The organism is Rhizobium rhizoryzae (assembly GCF_011046895.1).
GTDB lineage: Bacteria > Pseudomonadota > Alphaproteobacteria > Rhizobiales > Rhizobiaceae > Neorhizobium > Neorhizobium rhizoryzae.
Genome location: NZ_CP049250.1, coordinates 3,049,747 through 3,071,496, shown reverse-complemented (window position 1 = coordinate 3,071,496; position 21,750 = coordinate 3,049,747). Strand labels below are relative to the sequence as shown.

Genomic DNA, 21,750 nt, shown 5'->3' with positions numbered 1-21,750 from the left:
CGCGGCCGACAATAGCCACGAGAACTGTCTTCTAGCAAGGGATAGAACCGTGCGGTAAACTACACCTGAACGATTCAGGGCTTGTCGCCGTGCGCCTGCACACCAAATGCCTGTCAAATCAATCCTGCCTCTTTAGTCTACGGAGAAGACATGTCTTCCAAACTCGATATCCGTTTTGCCTCCCGCACGGAGCGGGCCGATCTTGCAATCCTGTTCCAGGCCTCGGATGAGAAGCAGCCTTCAGGGGCAAGTGAAGCCGATCCTGCGGAGATCCTCGAAAGGGCTGCGGGTGTAGCGAAGTTTCATGGAAAATCGATGACGGTGCTGGATTTGATTGCTCCGCATCAATCACCCTTCGATCGCGTCTCTGTGATTGGCCTTGGCAAGACGCAGGCTCTGAGCGATCACGATTGGCTGCGTGCGGGAGGCAAGGCGGCGAGTCTCATCAAAAAAGCCGAGACAGTCGCGGTCTATCTTGATGCGCCGGGCACGGTTCCAACGCCCCGTCAGGTCGCGGACGTTGCGCTTGGAATGCTGCTTCGCGCCTATTCCTTCGACCGGTTCAAAACCAAGAAGGGCGATGATGAAGAAGGCGACGTGAAGACCGTCTCCGTCACCATCATCAGCGCAGTGTCGGATGAAGCCGCCGCATTGCTTGGCGACGTGCAAGCGGTAGCGGGTGGCGTCAATCTGGCGCGCGAACTCGTCAACCTTCCGCCGAATGTCCTTGGTCCCATAGAGTTCGCCGATCATGCGAAGGCACTGGTCACACTTGGTGTCGAGGTCGAAATTCTGACTGAAACCGAGATGAGGGCGCTCGGAATGGGTGCGCTGCTGGGCGTGGCCCAGGGTTCGGAGCGGCCGCCGCGACTGGCGGTCATGCAGTGGAAGGGCGGCAAGGCCTCAGACAAGCCGCTGGCCTTTGTCGGCAAGGGAGTGGTCTTCGATACGGGCGGCATATCCATCAAGCCAGCTGCCAACATGGAAGACATGAAAGGCGATATGGGCGGCGCGGCGGCGGTCATCGGCCTGATGCATACACTGGCGGCTCGCAAGGCAAAGGTTAATGCGGTCGGTATTCTGGGGCTGGTGGAAAACATGCCCGATGGCAAGGCCCAGCGCCCCGGCGACATTGTCACATCCATGTCGGGCCAGACCATCGAAATCATCAATACCGATGCCGAGGGGCGCCTCGTTCTTGCAGATGCTCTTTGGTACTGCAACGACCGCTTCAAGCCGAGATTCATGGTAAACCTTGCGACCCTGACTGGGGCTATTGTCGTCGCACTCGGCAATCTCCACGCAGGCCTGTTCTCCAATGACGATCCCTTGTCCGAAGGACTTCTTGCCGCTGGAGAGAAGACCGGTGAAAAGGTCTGGCGCATGCCGCTCGGCAAGGAATACGACAAGCTGATCGATTCCAAGTTCGCCGATATGAAAAACACCGGTGGCCGCTATGGCGGCTCAATCACCGCCGCCCAGTTCCTCAAGCGCTTCGTTGGAGAAACTCCCTGGGCGCATCTTGATGTTGCAGGTACGGCCATGGCATCTCCCTCGACCGAGATCAATCAGTCCTGGGGTTCCGGTTATGGCGTCCGCCTGCTCGATCAGTTGATCCGGGATCGTTACGAAGGCTGACCTATCGCATGACAGAGGTGCTTTTCTATCATCTGACCGAATCCAAGCTGGAGGATGCCCTTCCGGCCCTCCTGGAAAAGAGCGTGGAGCGGGGATGGCGTGTCATCGTCCAGACGGTCGGCAGGGATCGTGTGGACATGCTGGATCAGCACCTCTGGACGTTTCGAGAGGACAGTTTCCTGCCCCATGGCGCGGATGGGGATGCGTTTGAGCGCGATCAGCCTGTTCTGTTAACGGAGAGTTTGGCCAACGCCAACGCAGCAAGCGTGCGCTTCATCGTGGATGGAGCGCAGCCTCCTGAACTTGCGCCCTATGAGCGCGTGGTCTTCATGTTCGATGGCTACGACAATGCCCAACTGGAGGGGGCGCGAGAGCAGTGGAAGAGCCTGAAGGCTCAAGGCCATGCTCTGACCTATTGGCAGCAATCTCCGGAAGGCCGTTGGGTCAAAAAAGCCTGAGTTAATTCGTCCGGAAAGCAACTCTCCCTCGCTTGTGCGATGCGAAAGGTATTGCTAGCTGATGGGCGGGAGTTTTTGGTAATCCTAGTTGGAGCCGCTTAATGACGACAAATACCCGCAAGGCCGATCATCCTGTTTCAGACATTTTTCCAGCCCGCTGGTCGCCCCGTGCATTTACCGAGGCAACAATCAGTGAAAATGACCTTCAGACCATTCTGGAAGCAGCACGCTGGGCGCCCTCTGCCTTCAACGCGCAGCCTTGGCGTTTCATCTACACCCTGCGCGGCGATGCTGCATGGGATGCAATTCTCGGCGCTCTGCTGCCGTTCAACCAGACCTGGGCAAAGACTGCATCGGCTCTCGTGATCGTCGCCAGCGAAACGAAGATGGTACCTCCGGGCAAGACCGAAGCTGTCGATAACGGCAGCCACACGTTTGATGCCGGCGCCGCCTGGGGCTATCTCGCGCTGCAGGCGCATATCTCCGGTTTTGCCGCGCATGCCATGGCTGGCTTCGACAAGGACGCGATGGCAAAGGCTGTCAATCTGCCCGAAAATCATGTGCTGCACGCATCGGTCGCTATCGGCAAGCAGGGCGATGCGTCTCTGCTGCCCGAGGCATTGCAGGCGCGTGAAGTGCCAAGCCCGCGTCATCCGGTGGGCCAGATTGCCTTCCATGGCGGCTTCAAGAGCTGAACTTCCTCATAGGGAATAGAGTAACATTGAGGGTGCCTGATTGCGGCGCAATTACTTCAAGATGGCTGCCCTCGATGTACTCAAGTAGATACGCTTAGAATCTGGTTGAAAATTTCTATTTTTGCGATAGCCTGCTCTCAGCTTTTGGGAGAGTGGGATGAAGCCATTATTTCTACAGATTGTGCTAGCTTTAGTATTGGCACCTATTCAAGTACACGCTTCCCCAGGATGCAGGGGTGAACCAATAGGGGGTATAAAAGGTCTCAACTCCGCTATTGTTTTAGACGACGATACGATCCTTGGTACGTCCAAGCTGCATATTAACATCGATGGCTACGCTAAAGCATATCATCCTCTAAACGCCGCGGCAGGAGCCCTTATTCATCTTTGTAATGCGGGTGAAGTTAACCTGCCTACCGGTGATAAATATCACGGCTCCATCGATAATCGCACATGCACCGGCAAATTTATGCAGGATGTAGCTAAGATTGGATCTTCGAAATGGAAAGATCCATCGGTCGGTGTGGTTCGTTGGTACGGCATTTTAGGGGTTGATGCGGTTACCATCAACAGCAAGCTTGTAAAGGGAGTTGTTCCTGTCGAGCAAGCTGACGGTAGTGGTTTTTATGTATCGCCAACAAAACTGGCAGACGAAACCATTAAAGACGTCGCGGCGCAGCAACGCTACGTGCATCCCTTAAGAGTACCTGCGGCAGTGATCCCATCTAGTAAGGTCCTGACTAAGCATGGTGTCCTGATGGGATCCTTCGGAGTTGCCATTCGAACAGACACAAAGATTCCTGTTCCATTTGTTGTAGGCGATGCCGGCCCACGTATAGGCGAGGGTACTCCAGCGCTCGCTAGAGCTTTGGCGGGCTTGCCGATCACAGATAACATAACTCGCGCCAATCGTTTTGCAGGCCAAATGGACTCTGGTGTGATTTGGGTTTTCTTTGGCTCAAGCATCCCCCGGGTCAAGTATGAGGCAAATCAAGAGGCGGCGATGGTGAAGGCGACGCAAGCTGCATTCCTCAAGTGGGGCGGTCAAAAACGCCTTGAGGAATGCTTGAAATAGCTGACTTACGGTTGCCTTCACGGCTTCATGATCGTCTGTCGGAGGAAGCTGTAGCCCATGGCGGTACGTCGAGCCATTTCGGCGGAATTTCCGGCACCACCGTGCCCGCCTGAACCATATTCATGGAACAGAGGCTGATGTCCGGCCTCTTCCAGACGCTTTGCAACGCGTCGAGCATGGGAAGGGTGAACGCGGTCGTCATTGCTCGAGCTTTCGATATAGATCGGCGGGTAGCGTTTGACGGCAGCAGGCTGCACATTCTGGAGCGGAGAATAGTCGAGCAGGAAGGCTCTATCCTCCGGCTTGTCAGGATCGCCATATTCATCCATCCATGCCCGTCCTGCCGGGAACTCGTGAAAGCGCATCATGTCGAGGACCGGGACACGGCACCACACAGCGCCGAAATCATCAGGATAGCGCGTCAACATGACACCTGTCAGCAGGCCGCCATTGCTGCCGCCGGTGCAGGCAATGCGCGCTGGTTTCGAATAACCGCGCTTTACGAGATCTCGCGCGATGGCCACAAAGTCCTCGAAGGCCTTGTGTCTGCCCTCGCGCTTGGCAACGGTGTGCCAGTCAGGGCCGAGCTCGCTTCCGCCACGGATATAGGCTTGCACGTAGGCACCGCCCTGTTGAAGCCAACCACCGGTTACGCCGGAGTAGCCGGCGGAAAGGGGTACGCTGAACCCACCATACCCGTAAATGAGTACCGGAAGCTCGCCGTCTTCCCAGGTTTTCGGCAAGACCAGATGATAGGGAACCTGCGTGCCATCTTCGGAAGTCGCTTCCAGAAGGAGAGACTGCATGCCCTCCGCATCAAAATAGGCTGGAGCCGAGCGGCCATTCTTCAGGATAGGCAGTGAAGAGTGATCCGAAAGATCCAACTCGAAGCAGGTGGGGGGCGTGAGAAAGCCTCGCCCGGTGACCCATACACGGTCAGTTCCCAGATGAAGATCGGAGTATTGCGATGAGAATGATACGGCTTCGAATCCATCCGGCAAATCGATCCTGATCGGCTGTGCATTCGCATCGGTCAGATCGAGCACGAAAAGAGACGGCTGGAGCCGGTCTTCGATAACATAGACTATCCAGTCCCTCAGTAGTGCAAACTGGCTGATCGCGCTGCCTGGCTTTGGCTCGAACAGAATACGCCGGTTCTGATCCAGGGGCTCGCTCGAGAAAGGCGTGAGCTTCTGCAAGGCCAAGGTTCCGATCGCCAGTTGCTCATCGCTTTTCGCAAGCCAGACCAAGAAACCGCGATTGATGTCGAAATCCATGTCAACCGGCAGAGGCAGGCGTTTCAGGTCGGCAGGAGAGGGGCCGACGTGAACGCTGGATTTTCCGATCTGATGGTTGGCAACAAAAACATGGATCGACCGGGTCTCAGCTTGGCCAGTCATGTTGAACTCCGGATGCAGAACGAATGCATAGGCACTGACGTCAGCCTTCTCGCCCGCATAGAGCGGTGGCGCATCTTCGGGCCGGGTTCCGCGGGTCAGCCTGCGTCCAACGCGCGGCCATCCGGATTGGGTGGCCGAGTCCTCATCGATCGAGCCGAAATAGCAGATCTCGTCGGCATTCAGCCAGCTGGCATGGGAGCGGACAGCTGGCGTGTCGAAGCCGCCTTCGACGATGGCTCTGGTTTCCGTATCGAATTCCAGCAGCCTCGAAAGGTCGGAACCGCCGTCGGAAAGGCGGAGGAGAACTCGTGTCGGCCGGAGAGGGCAGGTGATTGCACCGCCGAAAATCCAGCGCTTGCCTTCGAGCTCGCAGAAGGCGTCGACATCGAATACGGTTTCCCAAGGCGCGTCCGGCGATGGCTCCAGATCTGCGGGCAGGCGACGCCACAGACCGAGCGGATTGGTAGCAGTGCGGTGAAAATCGAAATACCAATTGCCGCGCCGGCTTGGGATGATGAGTCGGTCTTCGCGCTCCATCAAGGCCTGGATTGCCTTGGCGGTCTCTTCCATGTGCGGCGTTGTCAGTACGCTGGCTGAGGCATCATTGCGGGCCTCCACGAAGGCAAGGGTTTCAGGATCCGTGTCCTGCTCCAGAAAGAGATCCTCTGCGACGGGCTTTTCCATGGTCAACTCCTGCAAATCACAGGCAGGACCATAGAGCATCGCAAGACAAAGTGAATCCCGTTGCGAATTGATCTTCCGTCCAAAAGACCGACCGGACGCCGAAATGCGCCCGGTCAGTTGGTCATTTTGAAATCAGCCTCTACCGGCGGCAACCATTGGAACGCTGCCCGACCGGGAGTTGCTGTTCGCGAACCCCTGTTGCGAGCCGTGGCCAGCTCGCTCCAGCTTGAACCGCGCAATCAGATTGGAGAGGTGGTAGGCATCGTCCGCCAGCTTGTTGGTGCTGGCGGTCGTTTCCTCCACCATCGCCGCATTGCGCTGGGTTACCTGGTCCATCTGGCCAAGCGCCTGGTTGATCTCCATCAGGCTGCTCGATTGCTCGTTGGAAGAGCTGGCGATGGAATGAACTTCCTCGTTGATGCTTTCCACATGCGTTCGGATCTGGGATAGAGCCTGACCCGTCGCTGTCACGAGACGAACTCCGGCACCCACTTCCTCGCCCGACTTGGTGATGAGCGCCTTGATATCCTTGGCCGCATTGGCGGAACGCTGGGCAAGTTCGCGCACTTCCTGCGCAACAACCGCAAAGCCCTTGCCCGCTTCGCCCGCGCGTGCCGCCTCGACGCCCGCGTTCAGAGCGAGGAGATTGGTCTGGAATGCAATCTCGTCGATAACATTGATGATCTGTCCGATCTGCCCGGAAGCGGCCTCGATTCGCTCCATCGCGGCAATGGCATCACCCACGACGACACTTGAATTCTCCGTGCTGACGCGAGCGTGATCGACTTTCTTGGCGGCATCACCAGCACGCTGCGTCGACTGACGAAGAGCCGATGTAATGACTTCCAGCGCGGACGAAGTTTCTTCAAGGGCTGCGGCCTGCTGTTCTGTGCGCTTCGCCAGATCGTCGGACGCATAGCGCAATTCGCCGGAGCCGGAATTGATCTGGTCAATGGAATAGCGAACCTCGGAAACGATGGCGCGCAGCGTGTCCATTGTGGAATTCACGTTCTGCTGCAATTCGAAGAAGGCCCCGCTGAACTTGCCCTGCATGCTCTCGGTCAGGTCACCGGTTGCAAGCGCGCTCATCACTCTGCGGGTTTCAGAGAGACCTGCTTCAATGTTGCCCACCAGTTCGTTCATTCCAGAAGCGAACGCATTGAGCTCCTTGAAATGATAGGTGATGGTCATACGGCGAGAGAAATCTCCCTCGATCGCCGCCTGAACCATATGGCCGATATCCTGGCGAAGTTCGTCGCATTTTTCGCCGAAAGCGGCTTCCTGCTCGGCAATCTGCTGAACCCGGATACCATTCTCCTTGAACACCTGAACAGCCTTGGCCATGTCGCCGATCTCGTTTTTCCGGTCGAGGTAGGGGATCTCGACCTTGAACTCCGCATTGGCCAGCTTGCGCATCAGCTTTGTGATCCGGTCGATAGGGCGGGATACTTCCCGCGACACGAAAATGGTGGCTCCGATACCAGCGATCATACCAACCAGGAGGACAAGCCCGTTCGAAATGAGGGATTTATTGAACTGGGTGGCACTTTCCGCATACATCCGTTTGGCTTCGTCGACATTGGCATCGCGAAACTCGTCGGCATAGTTGTCCATCAACTCGTAGCTTTTCACCATGTCGCCCGTAAGCAGCGATGCTGCGGCTTGCTTGTCGCCGGCGCGCGAGAGGCTGACGAGTCTGTCGTTAAGCTTGAGATATTCGTCGGCAGCAGCGGTAAACCCGGCGAAAGCCTTGCGTTCGACATCAAGCGAGATCATGGGCGCATAGGTCGCCATCCGGTCCTTCAGCTTCTTCACTTCCTTCGTCAAGGCAGCGTCAGCATCCTTCATCGCCTGCGGATCGGTTGTCAGGATGTGGCGTGTCTGCAGACCGCGCAGATTTGCGATGGAGATATTCAACCTGTTCGTAATGTCGACGCTTGGAACCGCATCGTGGGCAAGCCCATCAACATTCCCGAAGATGTTTCGCATGGTCGAAAGTGCGAAGCCGCCTTGCAGAAGCAGCAGGCAAAGAAGCAGCGCAAAGGCGGAGGTCAACGACGTTTTCAGCGAGATTGTCCGAAGCATGTATGTGTCCAGTTCAATCAGGGAAAGCGGTCCGCTCCATCATGGAGATTACGCACGAAACAACCGGGCGAGCGTTCATTCGCTCGACGCAAGACGCACAGACGCATCGCGCGATGCTGTGCAGGCACGCTGAATGCTGCGCGCACCAGGGGCACACGCCAATGATCAAATGTTATCGAAATGCGCTTTGAGCGCACAGTGCGCACCCTGCACGAGGCAATACCTTTCCGTGCATTCTGCGCAGCTTTCTAAACCATGATGTGTTCCAAGCTTTAAGATATTCCTAAAGCTGCAATAGGATTTCTACACACCTAAAAAACGCAATCGCAGTGTTCTGGCAATAATCGATGCCCCACGCAAGGAACGTGAAGCAGATCTGTAGTCATATTTAATCAATCCGCCAAAGCGTCATGAAGACAGAGCTTCTTCGTACTGAGAAGAAAGTTCGAGCCAGAGTTCTTCTGTTTCAGCAAGTTTTGCAGCAGCATCACTTCGCTGCTTTGCTTTCTCCGCCGCCTTGGCGGGTGATTTCTCGTAAAGCTTGGGATCTGCCAGTTCAACGTCCAGAGCCTGGATCAGCTTTTCAAGCTTCGCAGTCAGTGCTTCCGCTTCGTTGATGCGCTTCTTGAGCGGAGCGAGGGATGCGCGCTTTTCTGCGTTTGCTTTGCGCTGATCGGACTTGGAGACACTATCGTCAACACCCGTCGAAAGTTTCTCGTCCTTCTTGCGTGATGAAGCAACAACGATGGAGCGATAGTCTTCCAGATCGCCGTCGAAGGGCGCGACCGTTCCCCCGTTCACAAGCCACAAGCGATCCACCGTGGCCTCGATCAGATGGCGATCGTGTGAGATGAGGATCACAGCGCCGTTGTAATCATTCAGCGCTTCGATGAGCGCCCTGCGGCTATCGATATCCAGATGGTTCGTCGGCTCGTCGAGAATGAGAAGGTTTGGAGCGTGAAACGCGGCAAGCCCCATGAGCAGGCGAGCCTTTTCTCCGCCAGACAGATCCTTGGCGGCAGTGTCCATCTTCTCTGTTGCCAAGCCCATCTGGGCCACGCGGGCGCGAACCTTCGCTTCGGGCTGATCCGGCATCAGCCTGCGTACATGATCGGCAGGCGATTGTTCCGGTATCAGATCGTCCAACTGGTGCTGCGCGAAGAACCCGATCTTCAGGTTCGGGGCGACCCGCAGGTTGCCGGACTGCGCTTCCAGTCTTCCGGAAATAAACTTCGCGAAAGTGGACTTGCCGTTACCGTTCGACCCGAGAAGGGCAATGCGATCATCGTTGTCGATGCGCAGATTGATGCCCTTCAGAATCGGCTTGTCTGGCTCATAACCCACGACACCCTTGTCGATCGCGACAATGGGCGAAGACGGTTGCTTCTCAGGCTCCGGAAACGTGATCGGCTGAACGTGATCCTCGATGACCGCCGCGACAGTGCCCATGCGCTCCAGTGCCTTGATGCGGCTCTGGGCCTGACGCGCCTTCGTGGCCTTCGCCCGGAAACGGTCGATGAAGCTTTGCAGATGCTTGCGGGCGGCGTCATTTTTCGCCTTGGCCTTCATCTGTAGTTCGTCGTTTTCCGCTTTCTGTCGCTCGAAGCTGTCGTAGCCGCCGCGATAGAAGGTCAGCTTCTTCTGGTCGAGGTGGACAATGGCGTTCACGGCGTTGTTCAGAAGATCGCGGTCGTGGCTGATGATGACGACCGTATGCGGATAGCGCCGTACGTAATCTTCAAGCCAGAGCGTGCCTTCGAGATCGAGATAGTTCGTGGGCTCGTCCAGCAGCAAGAGATCCGGCTGCGAGAAGAGCACCGCTGCCAGGGCCACGCGCATGCGCCATCCGCCGGAAAATGATGAGGCCGGACGCGCCTGTGCTTCGGCGTCGAAACCGAGACCCGCCAGAATGCTGGCCGCGCGAGCTTCCGCAGAATGCGCATCGATGTCGACGAGGCGCATCTGGATTTCAGCTATCCGGTTCGGGTCCGTCGCAGCTTCCGCTTCCTTCAGAAGAGCCGTCCGTTCCTTGTCGGCTGCCAGAACGATTTCAATCAAAGGATCCTCGGTGCCGGGGGCCTCCTGTGCGACCTGACCGATCCGCGCATTCTTTGGGAGAGATACAGAGCCGCTTTCGGAGGCCATCTCGCCGGTGATGACGCGAAAGAGCGTGGACTTGCCCGCGCCATTGCGCCCGACAAGGCCGGCTTTCGTGCCGGTGGGAAGGCTGACGCTGGCGTGATCGAGAAGAAGGCGGCCTGCGACGCGTGCGGAAAGATCGGTAATCGTAATCATGGCCGCGGTTTTGGCCGAAGAATCAGGGGTTGGCAAGAGAATGAGTGGATCAGGTGCAGGCGAAGGAACGTTTGGCTGAGGCTTCGATTATCTTTGCAGATGAGACCGATCAAAAATGATGATTTGCAGGACGGTGCGCCAGGCGCTTGAATGCCGCACCAACCAGATGAGGGGACCAATGCCATGACCAGAATTCTCTACTCGCTCTGCGGTCGCGATGTGAGCAGGCCTTTCTCGCCGCACTGCTGGAAGATCGTCATGGCTCTGGAGCATAAGGGGCTTGAATATGTCGAGCGGCCGGTGCCGTTCACTGAAGTTCCCAAGCTGGAAAACGGGTTCTCCAAAACCGTGCCGGTTCTGCGCGACGGTGATCTCCTGATCCGCGACAGCTTCGATATTGCAGTTTATCTTGAAGATACCTATCCCAACCGTCCGACGCTGTTTGGCGGCGAGGGTGGCAAGGCACTGGCACGCTTCGTAGAAGGTTACTCGCAGATGCTGGTCCATCCGGTGCTTTCGCGCATTGCGATCAAGGATATCCACGACATGCTGGACGAGAAAGACCAGACCTATTTCCGCACCAGCCGTGAAGAGAGGTTGGGTCGCAAGCTGGAGGAGTTCGAAGCCGGTCGTCCGCAGGCGATAACCGATCTCACTGCGCAACTGGAGCCGATGCGGCATATGTTGAAGTTCCAGCCGTATCTGGGCGGAGAAACACCTCTGTTTGCGGACTATATCCTGTTTGGTGCGCTCCAGTGGTTGCGGATCACGACCGGCTCGCTTGCAATCTCGAGGGATCATTCGGTCGCTGAATGGTTCGAGCGGTGCCTGGACCTGCATGGCGCAAAGGGCAGGGCGGTCGCCTGAAGCTCAATCTTCTCAGCTCTGACGTATGACGGCTGCGTGAAATTGCCGGAACCCCCTTGTTTTCGCGATTCGGGGCGGCTAAACACCGCCCACTTATCCCTACAACTGAGGAATTTCAGGCAATGGCGATTGAACGCACCTTCTCCATGATCAAGCCGGACGCAACCAAGCGTAACCTGACGGGCGCTATCACCAAGGTTTTCGAAGAAAATGGCCTTCGCGTCATTGCTTCCAAGCGCGTCTGGATGAGCAAGCGCGAAGCTGAAGGCTTCTACGCTGTTCACAAGGAACGTCCTTTCTTCGGCGAACTCGTTGAAGGCATGACCTCCGGCCCGACGGTCGTTCAGGTTCTGGAAGGCGAAAACGCGATCCTCAAGAACCGCGAAATCATGGGTGCAACCAACCCGGCTCAGGCTGCTGAAGGCACCATCCGCAAGACCTTTGCTCTCTCCATCGGTGAGAACTCGGTTCACGGCTCTGACGCTCCGGAAACAGCCGCTCAGGAAATTGCTTACTGGTTCGCTGAAACCGAAATCGTCGGCTGATCAATCGATCCGAAAGCCAATTCTCAAGCCGTCCGGGAAACATCTCGGGCGGCTTTTTACGTGGTTTTCTTTCCGTCTCGCGCCCTTATATCCTCGCTGATATGATTGAAAAAGGAAATCGAGATGAAGGCTATTGCGTATCAAACTGCGGGTTCGCTGGATCGAGCAGATGCCCTGATGGATGTCGAGCTAGACACGCCCGCCGCCAGTGGCCGTGACCTGCTCGTCAAGGTAAAGGCCGTTTCTGTCAATCCTGTCGATACAAAGGTTCGCCGCCGGGCCTCCGCTGAAGACGGCCAATGGAAGGTTCTCGGTTGGGATGCTGCTGGCGAGGTGGTGGCCATAGGTGAAGGCGTCCAGGACTTTGTGGTGGGCGACCAAGTCTACTATGCAGGGGCATTGGATCGTCAGGGTGCCAATAGCGAATTTCATCTGGTCGATAAACGTATCGTGGGACGAAAGCCCTCCACGCTTTCCTATGCGGAGGCAGCTGCCCTGCCGCTGACAGCCATTACGGCGTGGGAAATGCTTTTCGACCGGCTCAAGGTCAGTACGCCGGTGCCAGGTGCTGCGCATTGCGCACTGATCATTGGTGGCGCGGGCGGTGTCGGCTCTATTGCGATCCAACTCCTGAGGGCAATGACGGATCTGACAGTCATTGCAACGGCATCACGTCCGGAAACCCAAGCCTGGGTAAAAGAGCTTGGAGCCCACCACGTCATCGACCACAGCCATCCGATTGCACCGCAAGTCGCGGAGCTCGATATCGGCCAACCGGCTTTTGTCTTTTCCACCACCGAAACGCAATTGCACGTCGCAGATATAGCGGACCTGCTTGCCCCACAGGGCCGCGTGGGGCTTATCGATGATCCTGCCGTGATGGATATAATGCCCTTCAAGCGAAAGTCGGCCTCCGTCCATTGGGAATTCATGTTTACACGCTCGATGAACGAGACCGCCGACATGGACGAGCAGGGCAAACTGCTCAACGAAGTCGCAGCCATGGTGGACGCAGGCAAAATCCGGACGACGCTGACCGAGGTCATCCGTCCGATCAATGCGGAAAACCTCAAAGCAGCGCATGCGGTTCTTGAAAGCGGAAAAGCGCGGGGCAAGCTGGTGCTTGAGGGCTTTTAAGCGGGCTGTCGCTCCCGGTCTTTCTCAGCGCAACTCGTCCAGCGCCGCCTCTATGCGAGGTCTGGCGCTCGCGGGAACGGGCAGGACAGGGCGAGGAGGTTCGGCTTCAAACAGACCGAGCAGCGAGCCGATCGCATACATGACGCGAAAGCTGCCAAATTCCTTGAACAGCGACCACAGAGGTTCGAACATAGCATTCAGCCGTTCTGCCTCGGCTCGGTCTCCTGCGATAGCCGCCTGCGTCAATGCCAGCGCAGGTTGGGGGAGCAGGCCCGCCACAACGCTATACCACGCTTCAGCACCGGCCAGCAGGCCATCGGCCGCACCCCAGTCTCCGCTGTAGCCGATGCTGAAGCCGGATGGAGCAAGGGCGCGCAAGCTTCTGATTTCGTCCGCGAAAGCGGTCTCACCCGGCAGCGGCATCTTGATCGCTGCGATGTTGGGAATTATCGCCAGCTTCTGGATGAGGTCGAGGCTGAACTGGAATCTGGTCGTCGTCGGGTTGTTGTAGATCACGATCGGCAGGCCGGTCGCATTCGATACAGAAACAAAATGCTGATAAACCTCTTCCTGTGTGAGGGGCGCGTAGGAGACCGGTGCCAGCAAAAGCGCATCGGCTCCCGCCGCCTCCGCATCTCGTGCCAATTGCTGTGCGTGATCCGTCCGCAAAGCTCCTACGCCCACAAGCAGCGGAACGCGCTCGCCAATGCTTTCCTTTGCAGCCTCAACCGCACGGCGTCTTTCTTCGCGTGAAAGGTAGGCATAGGCACCGGTGCTGCCGAGCAATCCAATGGACCCTACCTTCGCCTCCGCCAGTCGGTCCAGAACTCGGGCCAATGCAACGGCATCGACTTCTCCGTCTGCATTGGTCGGCGTAGTCGGAAATGCGGACAAACCTTCAAACATTGTGATGCATCGCTCCCCTTCATCTATGGATATGATGTATCGGGAAGCGTGTGACGAGACAAGATGATCTCGTCACCAGTCCCTAGGCCGGGCATCCCTGGACAGGCGAGAGATCGACGGCATCATTTGGCTTGAACACCTGTGGATTGAGGTCATAAGCCGGACCAACGACCAGGGAATTGGCCGGAAGAACACTCTGATCGATGGTCGCGACGAGATCGGTTTCCAGTGTCTGGCGAACCCTGCCATCTGAACCCGCTATCTCAACCCTGATGTGGTAGGCTTTGCCTTCCTTGACGCATTGGAGGTCGGGACTCTCCAGAACGATCTTCGTCATATTCGGATAGAGTGTTTGGCGAGCTACGAGGGGATCACCGCCGCGCGGGTTGTCGAAATAGGCCGTTGCAGTTCCCGGTCTCAAGGGCTGCTCCAGAGGCCGGAGAGTGACGACATAGTTCGCCTTCGAAAGCCTGTAGTTGAAAACGAAGATATGACCGCTGAACTCGGCAATCTTGTTTTCCGTTTCTCGCTGGCAAGCCGTTAGTGGAACGAGTGTGAGGCATAAGGCTACAACCTTTCTAATCATGCCGTATCTCCAGTCTTCTTGCGGCGATAATGGCGGTTGGCCTTGGTACGATTGCCGCAGACGGCCATGTCGCACCAGAAGCGGCTCTTGTTCTTGCTGCGGTCGAGGAAAAGCCAGCCGCAGTGGCCGCAGATCTTCAGACGTTGCGGATCAGGAAGGCTGAGGAGCCGCAGGGCTGAATGAACCGTTTCCGCTTCCAGCGAGCCGGCGGTGGGATTGCTGCGCAAAAGCTTTGATCCCTGATCCAGCAGATCGGCAAGTAAAAGCTGTGCATCGTTCGCTGTCGCGAGGCCGCGAAAATAGCGGTCAACTGCCTCGCGGAATGTCAGAAAGGTCTGCTCATTGCCGGATTGAACCGGCCGCAACTGCGCCCAGCGTTCCCGCTCTGCGGAAAGAACACAAGCAGCATTCGCAAAACTCGCCAATTGCTCCGGCACGGCGAAGCGATCCAAGCTGCGTGCGGGGTCCATGCGCAGAATGACGCTATTGGCAACATCCAGTGCCAAGGCGCCGCCGACAAAACGATGGGGTGTCCAGGAAAAGCTCATATCGGAAATATAACTGGCAAAAGACGTTTTACCAGTTATATTTCGAGCCTGGAGGACGGGCATGGACTACGCACTTCAACAGTTTGCAAACGCGGTGCCACTGTCCGCGCTCTATGCGCTCCTCGCATTTGGCTACGCCCTGTCGGTTGCACTCACCAAGCGGGCGGATTTAACCTACGGCGCGCTGTTTGCTTTTTCCGGTCATGCATTCCTGCTCGGGGCCCATGCCGGATGGAACATCCTGTTTCTGACATTCGCCGCCTCGCTGGCCGCCGGAGCCGTTCTTACGCTTGCACTCGTCGTGCCTCTGAGCGTTCTCATAGGTCACCGGATCGCAGCGCCACTCTCGGCAGTTTCTCCAAATGCCTTCACGGTCGCGTCGCTTGGGCTCTTGTTGGTGTTGATGGAGGGCGCGCGGCTTGCCTCCGGAACACAGGAACTCTGGCTGCCGCCTTTCCTCAACCAAGGCATCGCAATCATGCCAAACCTCGCGTCGCCCGTGACATCGACCGTTTTGCAACTGGTGAATACCGGCGCCGTGCTGATCCTTCTCGTATCAGCCGCCGTATTTGTGGCGCTGTCACGATGGGGTCGCAACTGGAGAGCCGTGTCGGAGGACCGGCTGGCGGCGGAACTGTGCGGCGTAAATTCCCGCGCGATGTTTACGCAAACCTACGTGTTGAGCGCTCTACTGGCGGGGCTGGGCGGCATTCTGGCCACCATGCACTACGGTACGATGGGCTTTGGTGCCGGATTGATTTTCGGATTGAAGATCGTTCTGATTTCCGCGGCGGGCGGGCATCTTCACCCGTGGCGTGCAGCTGTGGGTGCGGCTATCTTTGCCTTCGGTGAGACCTTCTGGAGTGCCTTTGCACCCATGGTGTGGCGAGATGCGGCCCTGATTTCCCTGCTCGCTTTGCTGCTGGTGATAACGCGCCAGCAAAAGCCTATGGCTTGAGCCACTTGTCGCGCGCGGCGTCATCGGCATCCTTTGCCGCGACCCAGTTGCCCGTGGAGCCATTTGCAAGGTGCTCCTTCTTCCAGAAGGGAGCTGCCGTCTTCAGAAAATCCATAACGAAATTCGCACCATCGAAGGCGGCCTGTCGATGAGATGCGGCGGCAATGACCAGTACGATGTTCTCGCCAGGAGCAATCTTGCCGTAACGATGGACGGCTGAGAGGCCGAGAAGGGAAAAGCGTGCGATCGCCAGTTCTGCGATGCGGGCCATTTCCGCTTCCGCCATGCCGGGATAGTGTTCCAGTTCAAGAGCGTTCAGACTTCCGCCTTCATCACGGCAGAGGCCAGTGAACGTCACGACGGCGCCAATGTCCTGTCGCCCTTCTGTCAACATCGCGATCTCGGTTTGCAGATCGAAATCTTCGCGCTGGACGCGGATGAAGGGCTTCAGAGCCACCATTTTCTTATCCACCCGTCATCGGTGGGAATATGCCGATTTCGCGCGCTCCGGTGATGGGTTCGTCGTGGTCGACATGTTCCTGATTGATGGCGAGGCGGATCACCTCCGGATACTGAAGTGCCGCTTCATATTCTTCGCCCAAGGTCTTCAGGTGATTCAGCAAATCCCGGCCAGTCACGACCGTCTCCGGAATGTCGATTTCCTCTTCCGGCTTGTCGATCCGCTCCCGAACCCAGGCAAAATAGACGAGCTTTACCTTCATTCTTCATCCACCACATGTCTGAGACCGGCGCGGAAATAATCATAGCCGGAGTAGATCGTGAGAATAGCCGCGATCCAAAGGAAGGCACGACCGATTTCGGTGGTGTAGGGCAGAACCTTGTCCCCGGCATCCCCTGCCAGCAGGAATGCGATGGAGACCATCTGCAAGGTGGTTTTCCACTTGGCAATGCGCGTCACAGGCACGGCGACCTTCAACGCGGCCAGATACTCTCGCAGGCCCGACACCAGAATTTCGCGGCAGAGTATGGTGATCGCCGCCCATAGTGACCAGCCCGCAATCGTGCCATCTGCTGCCATCAGCAACAGGACCGAAGCAACCAACAGTTTGTCGGCAATCGGATCCAGCATACGCCCGATGTTCGATGTCTGGTTCCAGATGCGCGCCAGATAGCCGTCGAGGTAGTCCGTGATGGATGCAACAACGAAGATTGCAAGAGCGGTCCAGCGTGCCACATCGGAGCTTTCGAGGCGCCCTTCGACGAAGAAGCACGCCACGACGACCGGTACGGCTACGATACGCGCATAGGTCAGAAGATTGGGAATGTTCAGTGCGCGCGATGCCATGGTCAACCTGTCAGTTGCAATTGCCTTTAAGTGATGCTTCGGGCTCGAAGCGTCAACTCAAAATTCTCGTGTCGTATCTGTCTTCTGCCGTTCAACTCGATCTGTTCTCGTGGAAATGATTGTAGATCTGCTTTGCCACCGACTCCGAGATTCCCTCCACCGTCATCAGATCGGTTATTCCGGCTCGGGAGACGGCTTTTGCGGTTCCGAAATGCTGGAGAAGAGCCCGCTTTCGCGAAGGGCCGATGCCCGAAATCTCATCGAGCGGGTTCTTCACCATCTCTTTCTTGCGCCGTGCCCTGTGAGAGCCGATTGCAAAACGGTGAGCCTCGTCCCGAAGTCGCTGGATGAAGTAGAGTACCGGATCCCGCGGCGGCAGTGAAAAATCGCTGCGGTCATCGGCGAAGAATCGTTCGCGCCCCGCATCGCGGTCCACACCCTTGGCAACGCCAATGGCCGTGACGACCTGCCTTATACCAAGCTCATCGAGAATCTTGCGCACCGCAGACATCTGTCCCTGGCCGCCGTCGATGAGGATGACATCCGGCCAGGCAGGAAAGCCCGCGTCGACGGCATCTTCTTGAGAAGGCAGAGCGCTGCGATCCGGTAGGCCTTCCTCCTTCAGGAGACGTGAGAATCGCCGCGTCATCACCTCGCGCATCATGCCGAAGTCATCGCCGGGGGTGATGTCCGTCGATTTGATATTGAACTTGCGGTACTGGCCTTTCATGAAGCCTTCCGGTCCGGCAACCACCATGCCACCCACGGCATTCGTGCCCATGATATGGGAGTTATCGTAGATCTCGATCCGGCGCGGCACATAGGGCAGGGCAAAGGTTTCCGCGAAACCCTTCAGCAGGCGCTCTTGCGATGCCGTTTCCGCAAGGCGGCGTCCATGGGCTTCGCGCGCATTGGCAAGCACATGGTCGCTGAGATCCTTTTTCTCGCCGCGCTGCGGCACGGAGATGGTGACCTTGTATCCGGCCTTCTCACTTAGCGCGTCCGCAAGCAGAGCCTGTTCCTCGATCGTCTCCGATAGAAGGATCTGACGCGGCACCGGCTTGTCGTCGTAAAACTGCGCCAAGAAGGCATTCAGAACTTCCGAGCCTTGGAGCTGCGGGTCCGCCTTGGGGAAATAGGCCTGATTGCCCCAGTTCTGGCCCGCCCGGAAGAAGAAGACCTGAATGCAGGTCAATCCGCCCTCATGATAGATCGCAAAGACATCGGCCTCTTCAACGCCTGCCGGGTTGATGCCCTGATGGCTTTGGACATGACTGAGCGACGCCAGCCGGTCGCGATAGACGGCGGCACGTTCGAAATCCAGATCGGCAGAGGCCTCCGCCATCTGGCTGGCGATGGTCGCCTTGACGCTCTGGCTCTTGCCGGACAGGAAGTCCTTCGCTTCCTGCACCAGAAGCCCGTAGTCCGAATCGCTGATCTCATACGTGCAGGGGCCGGAACAGCGCTTGATCTGAAACAGCAGACACGGACGGGTGCGGCTCTCAAAGACGCTGTCGGTGCAGGTTCTCAGCAAAAACGCACGCTGGAGGGAATTGATCGTGCGGCCGACCGCACTGGCAGAGGCAAAGGGCCCGAAGTAATTGCCCTTGCGAGCCCGAGCACCCCGATGCTTGTAGATGGCCGGTGCCCGATGATCGCCCGTGATCATGATGTAGGGAAAGCTTTTATCGTCGCGCAAGAGGACGTTGAAGCGAGGGCGCAGCCGCTTGATGAGGTTCGCTTCCAGAAGCAGGGCTTCGGTTTCCGTGCGAGTGGTGACGAATTCCATCTGCGTGGTTTCGCGCACCATCTTCGACAGACGGTTGGAATGAACCCGACCTTGCGCATAATTCGAGACACGCTTCTTCAGGCTGCGGGCCTTGCCCACATACAGCACATCGCCTGCTTCGTTGAACATGCGATAAACGCCCGGTGCGTTCGGCAAATGCTTCACGAACTCGGCAATAAGATCGGCGCCCTTGAGGCCCGACTCGTTCTTCCAGCCCTCGTTCCACTGGACGCCAGCCAGCGATGACGCCGCTTCCGCTTCCGGCTGGATTACGTCGTCTTCATCGTCATCTGATTCGTCGTAGAGAACGCCGCCGTCAGGCAGTTTCGTTCCATTCATTCAATGATCTCCGCCACATCAGGCGTTTCCCAGGCCAGATGCTGGCCACCATCCAAGGCTATCATTTGGCCCGTGATGGACGGAGTGTCAAAAAGAAAACGGATCGTGCGGCCGAATTCGTCCCGTGATGGACCCTGTTTCAGCGGCAGACCGGCAATCTGCTTTGCGAAATCTTCTTCCGCCTGACGTTCGCTCTTGAAGGAAGGGCCGGGACCGATGCCGTTGACGCGGATGCGCGGCGCATAGGCCTGTGCGAGCGTCTGGGTGGCGGTCCACAGTGCGGCCTTGGAGAGGGTATAGGAGTAGAACTGAGGCGTCAGCTTCCAGACACGCTGATCGATGATGTTGACGATGAGCCCGGTCTCGCCCTCCGGCAACTGTGCCAGAAGACCAGCCGAAAGAATGGACGGAGCCCGGACATGAATGGCAAAATGCTTGTCGAAGACATCCGGCTCGAAGCGATCCGGCTCATCCTTGAGAAAGATCGAGGCGCTATTCACCAGCCCGGTGAGGGGCCCGAGTTCCGCAGCCGCTCTCCCGATCAGCATTTCCGTCTGACGGTCATCCAGCAGATCGGCCTGCAGGGCCACAGCCTGACAACCCTCATTTCGAAGATTTGCGGCGAGCGCTTCCGCCTCGGCGAGCGACGCGTTCGCGTGGATCGCAATGGCATGTCCGTGACGGGCAAGATCTTCGCAAATTGCCCGGCCCATGCGCTTCGCGCCGCCGGTCACAAGTATGGTTTGTCTTTTGTTCACGCTGTCACTCGCATTTGAGGGAGTTTTCACTAAAGTTTTTCATGATTGAGCTTTACGGTTCGCGCCAATCAACAGATCGGGCGACAGGCCTGTTTTTGTTATACATGAATCTATTGATGTATTCACGTCGATGCGAATAATAGTTCTTATGAATAGCAAACGTATACGCTCTCTTATGGTTAACAAAGTGCATGTTGCCCTGAAGCAACATCCAGATTCAGCCATCGCTCTGCCACAATCAATTCACATTTCGGTACTTTCAATTCCTCATTTCCCCACCAATTTCACTGTCAACGCGACGGGAAACCAAAAGCCTGCTGGAAACAAAGGCAGCTTCTCCCTCACGGCAATGAAAAGGAGAATTAAGTATGCGTACTCTTATCGCGACCCTCATGGCATCTGCCGCTGGTCTCATCGCTGTTTCGGCCCATGCGGCTGATGCTGTCACCCAGATTCCGGAAGCACCTGCTGCCGTTGAAACTGCGGCACCTGTCAGCAACTGGTCTGGCTTCTACCTTGGTGGTTACGGCTCGTACGACATGGGCAAGTTCAAGGGTGGCTCCAGCCACACCGATGCTGACGGCGCAGGCGGCGGCGTATTCGGTGGTTACAACTGGCAGAGCGGTCAGATCGTTTACGGTGCTGAAGCAGACCTCGGCTATAACGGCCAGAAGGGCGCTGCAGGCAATGGCACCGTTGGCAAGGAAAAGCTCAACGGCTCTGTTCGTGCCCGCGTCGGTTACGACCTGAACCCCTTCATGATCTACGGTACGGCTGGTCTGGCCGCTGCTGACCATGAACTCTCGAACGCTCGCGGTACCGACAGCAACACGGCTCTCGGCTACACGGTCGGCGCCGGCGTTGAAACCATGGTAACGAACAACATCACCGCTCGCGTTGAGTATCGTTACACGGACTATCAGGACAAGGATTACAACCTCGGCGGCACGAACTTCTCGCGCGGCTTCGACGACCACTCGGTCAAGGTTGGTATCGGCGTCAAGTTCTGATCCGCGTATTCTGGATCAAGAAGCGGTCGGAGGGAAACCTTCGGCCGCTTTTTTTATGCTGGTGATCAGGCAGCAGGCTTCACAGTCGCAAATTCGGGGAACAGCTTCGAAAACTGGTCTGGCCAGGCAGCAAGCTTTGGCCTGCCATTCGCCCATTTGCCGGCAAAGCGCAGATCAAGATAGCCGATCAGCGCAGCAAGGGCGAAGTGACCGCCGTGCAGGGTGTCGCCGACGACAGGAAGGTTGGCCTCGAGATAATCCAGACCGCGTGTCACCTTGCTCCACTGCTTGTCGATCCACGACTGCTCGACCTTATCCTCGGGCCGGAACCGGCGTTCGTAGATGATGGCGAGCAGGCAATCCGTAATACCATCCGCCAGTGCTTCCAGCACTTCCGCGTCAGTTCGGGCTTGCGCCTCTGCCGGATAGAGCTTGCCGCCGGACTGGCGGTTGAAGAACTGCATGATGGCGACAGAATCATAGACAGGCTTTTGGCCATCGCGCAGCAGGACTGGGATCTTGCCCAGCGGATTGTTATCGATGAGTTCCGGCGGTTCGGCATTGGTGTCGACACGAACTTCTTCGACCCCGAGTGCAAGATGGCGCGCCGCCATGCGGCACTTCGCGGAGTAGGGGGAAGCTGGGGACACAAGCAGTTTCATGGCAGTTCC

The 21,750-nt window shown here is 57.2% G+C and carries 21 protein-coding genes; 9 read left to right on the top strand and 12 right to left on the bottom strand.

The features are described 5' to 3' along the window. Positions 1-150 precede the first annotated feature (150 nt). The 4 genes from G6N80_RS20710 to G6N80_RS20695 all read left to right on the top strand — a co-directional run bounded on the left by G6N80_RS20710 (position 151) and on the right by G6N80_RS20695 (position 3,866). The gene (locus tag G6N80_RS20710) at positions 151-1,638 is read left to right on the top strand and encodes a leucyl aminopeptidase (protein ID WP_165136468.1); all 1,488 of its coding nucleotides are present in this window, start codon (positions 151-153) and stop codon (positions 1,636-1,638) included. 8 nt (positions 1,639-1,646) lie between these two features. After that, a complete protein-coding gene (locus tag G6N80_RS20705; RefSeq protein WP_165136465.1) occupies positions 1,647-2,096 on the top strand; it encodes a DNA polymerase III subunit chi in 450 nt (149 codons plus the stop codon). A gap of 101 nt (positions 2,097-2,197) precedes the next feature. Beyond that, positions 2,198-2,791, top strand: a complete 594-nt coding sequence (locus tag G6N80_RS20700; protein WP_165136462.1) for a nitroreductase family protein — start codon at positions 2,198-2,200, stop codon at positions 2,789-2,791. A 157-nt stretch (positions 2,792-2,948) separates the two neighbouring features. Next, entirely contained in the window at positions 2,949-3,866 is a 918-nt protein-coding gene (locus tag G6N80_RS20695; RefSeq protein ID WP_165136459.1) for a hypothetical protein, read from the top strand. A 17-nt stretch (positions 3,867-3,883) separates the two neighbouring features. Here G6N80_RS20695 and G6N80_RS20690 read toward each other — a convergent pair whose 3' ends face one another. The 3 genes from G6N80_RS20690 to G6N80_RS20680 form a co-directional block, all read right to left on the bottom strand. Beyond that, positions 3,884-5,950, bottom strand: coding sequence for a prolyl oligopeptidase family serine peptidase (locus tag G6N80_RS20690; RefSeq protein WP_165136456.1), 2,067 nt, complete (start codon positions 5,948-5,950; stop codon positions 3,884-3,886). 132 nt (positions 5,951-6,082) lie between these two features. Then, a complete protein-coding gene (locus tag G6N80_RS20685; protein ID WP_082547007.1) occupies positions 6,083-8,035 on the bottom strand; it encodes a HAMP domain-containing methyl-accepting chemotaxis protein in 1,953 nt (650 codons plus the stop codon). A 408-nt stretch (positions 8,036-8,443) separates the two neighbouring features. Continuing rightward, positions 8,444-10,330 carry an ABC-F family ATP-binding cassette domain-containing protein gene (locus tag G6N80_RS20680; RefSeq protein WP_165136453.1) on the bottom strand — a complete coding sequence of 629 codons (1,887 nt, stop codon included), beginning with the start codon at positions 10,328-10,330 and terminating at the stop codon, positions 8,444-8,446. Positions 10,331-10,513: 183 nt separating this feature from the next. Here G6N80_RS20680 and G6N80_RS20675 point away from each other — a divergent pair, with 183 nt between their 5' ends. From G6N80_RS20675 to G6N80_RS20665, 3 genes are all read left to right on the top strand, one after another. Further along, on the top strand, positions 10,514-11,197 hold the full coding sequence (locus G6N80_RS20675; protein ID WP_165136450.1) for a glutathione S-transferase family protein: 684 nt from the start codon (positions 10,514-10,516) through the stop codon (positions 11,195-11,197). A gap of 122 nt (positions 11,198-11,319) precedes the next feature. Continuing rightward, positions 11,320-11,742 carry a nucleoside-diphosphate kinase gene (ndk, locus tag G6N80_RS20670; protein WP_062552712.1) on the top strand — a complete coding sequence of 141 codons (423 nt, stop codon included), beginning with the start codon at positions 11,320-11,322 and terminating at the stop codon, positions 11,740-11,742. Positions 11,743-11,865: 123 nt separating this feature from the next. Then, a complete protein-coding gene (locus G6N80_RS20665) occupies positions 11,866-12,879 on the top strand; it encodes a zinc-binding alcohol dehydrogenase family protein (RefSeq protein ID WP_165136447.1) in 1,014 nt (337 codons plus the stop codon). A 24-nt stretch (positions 12,880-12,903) separates the two neighbouring features. On the opposite strand, the gene G6N80_RS20660 is transcribed toward G6N80_RS20665, so the two are convergent. The 3 genes from G6N80_RS20660 to G6N80_RS20650 form a co-directional block, all read right to left on the bottom strand. Beyond that, complete coding sequence (locus tag G6N80_RS20660; RefSeq protein WP_165136444.1) at positions 12,904-13,785, bottom strand: dihydrodipicolinate synthase family protein; 882 nt, start codon at positions 13,783-13,785, stop codon at positions 12,904-12,906. Between the two features lie 82 nt (positions 13,786-13,867). Next, a complete protein-coding gene (locus G6N80_RS20655; protein ID WP_165136441.1) occupies positions 13,868-14,371 on the bottom strand; it encodes a hypothetical protein in 504 nt (167 codons plus the stop codon). Beyond that, positions 14,368-14,919, bottom strand: a complete 552-nt coding sequence (locus G6N80_RS20650) for a CGNR zinc finger domain-containing protein (RefSeq protein WP_165136438.1) — start codon at positions 14,917-14,919, stop codon at positions 14,368-14,370. The genes G6N80_RS20655 and G6N80_RS20650 overlap by 4 nt, the downstream gene beginning before the upstream one ends. A gap of 61 nt (positions 14,920-14,980) precedes the next feature. Here G6N80_RS20650 and G6N80_RS20645 point away from each other — a divergent pair, with 61 nt between their 5' ends. Next, complete coding sequence (locus G6N80_RS20645; RefSeq protein WP_165136435.1) at positions 14,981-15,877, top strand: branched-chain amino acid ABC transporter permease; 897 nt, start codon at positions 14,981-14,983, stop codon at positions 15,875-15,877. Here the strand turns inward: G6N80_RS20645 and G6N80_RS20640 are convergent. The 5 genes from G6N80_RS20640 to G6N80_RS20620 all read right to left on the bottom strand — a co-directional run bounded on the left by G6N80_RS20640 (position 15,867) and on the right by G6N80_RS20620 (position 20,024). Continuing rightward, positions 15,867-16,337 carry a molybdenum cofactor biosynthesis protein MoaE gene (locus G6N80_RS20640; RefSeq protein ID WP_210300724.1) on the bottom strand — a complete coding sequence of 157 codons (471 nt, stop codon included), beginning with the start codon at positions 16,335-16,337 and terminating at the stop codon, positions 15,867-15,869. The genes G6N80_RS20645 and G6N80_RS20640 overlap by 11 nt on opposite strands. A gap of 4 nt (positions 16,338-16,341) precedes the next feature. After that, entirely contained in the window at positions 16,342-16,599 is a 258-nt protein-coding gene (gene moaD / locus G6N80_RS20635; protein WP_165136432.1) for a molybdopterin converting factor subunit 1, read from the bottom strand. Further along, complete coding sequence (gene pgsA / locus G6N80_RS20630; RefSeq protein WP_062552706.1) at positions 16,596-17,183, bottom strand: CDP-diacylglycerol--glycerol-3-phosphate 3-phosphatidyltransferase; 588 nt, start codon at positions 17,181-17,183, stop codon at positions 16,596-16,598. The genes moaD and pgsA overlap by 4 nt, the downstream gene beginning before the upstream one ends. A gap of 91 nt (positions 17,184-17,274) precedes the next feature. Next, positions 17,275-19,311, bottom strand: a complete 2,037-nt coding sequence (uvrC, locus tag G6N80_RS20625; RefSeq protein ID WP_165136429.1) for an excinuclease ABC subunit UvrC — start codon at positions 19,309-19,311, stop codon at positions 17,275-17,277. Further along, positions 19,308-20,024, bottom strand: a complete 717-nt coding sequence (locus G6N80_RS20620; RefSeq protein ID WP_062553198.1) for an SDR family oxidoreductase — start codon at positions 20,022-20,024, stop codon at positions 19,308-19,310. The genes uvrC and G6N80_RS20620 overlap by 4 nt, the downstream gene beginning before the upstream one ends. A gap of 413 nt (positions 20,025-20,437) precedes the next feature. Between G6N80_RS20620 and G6N80_RS20615 the strand changes: the two genes are divergently transcribed. After that, positions 20,438-21,079 (top strand): outer membrane protein, encoded by a 642-nt coding sequence (locus G6N80_RS20615; RefSeq protein ID WP_062552704.1) that lies wholly within the window; start codon positions 20,438-20,440, stop codon positions 21,077-21,079. 65 nt (positions 21,080-21,144) lie between these two features. Here G6N80_RS20615 and G6N80_RS20610 read toward each other — a convergent pair whose 3' ends face one another. Further along, positions 21,145-21,741, bottom strand: a complete 597-nt coding sequence (locus G6N80_RS20610) for a glutathione S-transferase family protein (protein WP_062552703.1) — start codon at positions 21,739-21,741, stop codon at positions 21,145-21,147. Positions 21,742-21,750: the final 9 nt, after the last annotated feature.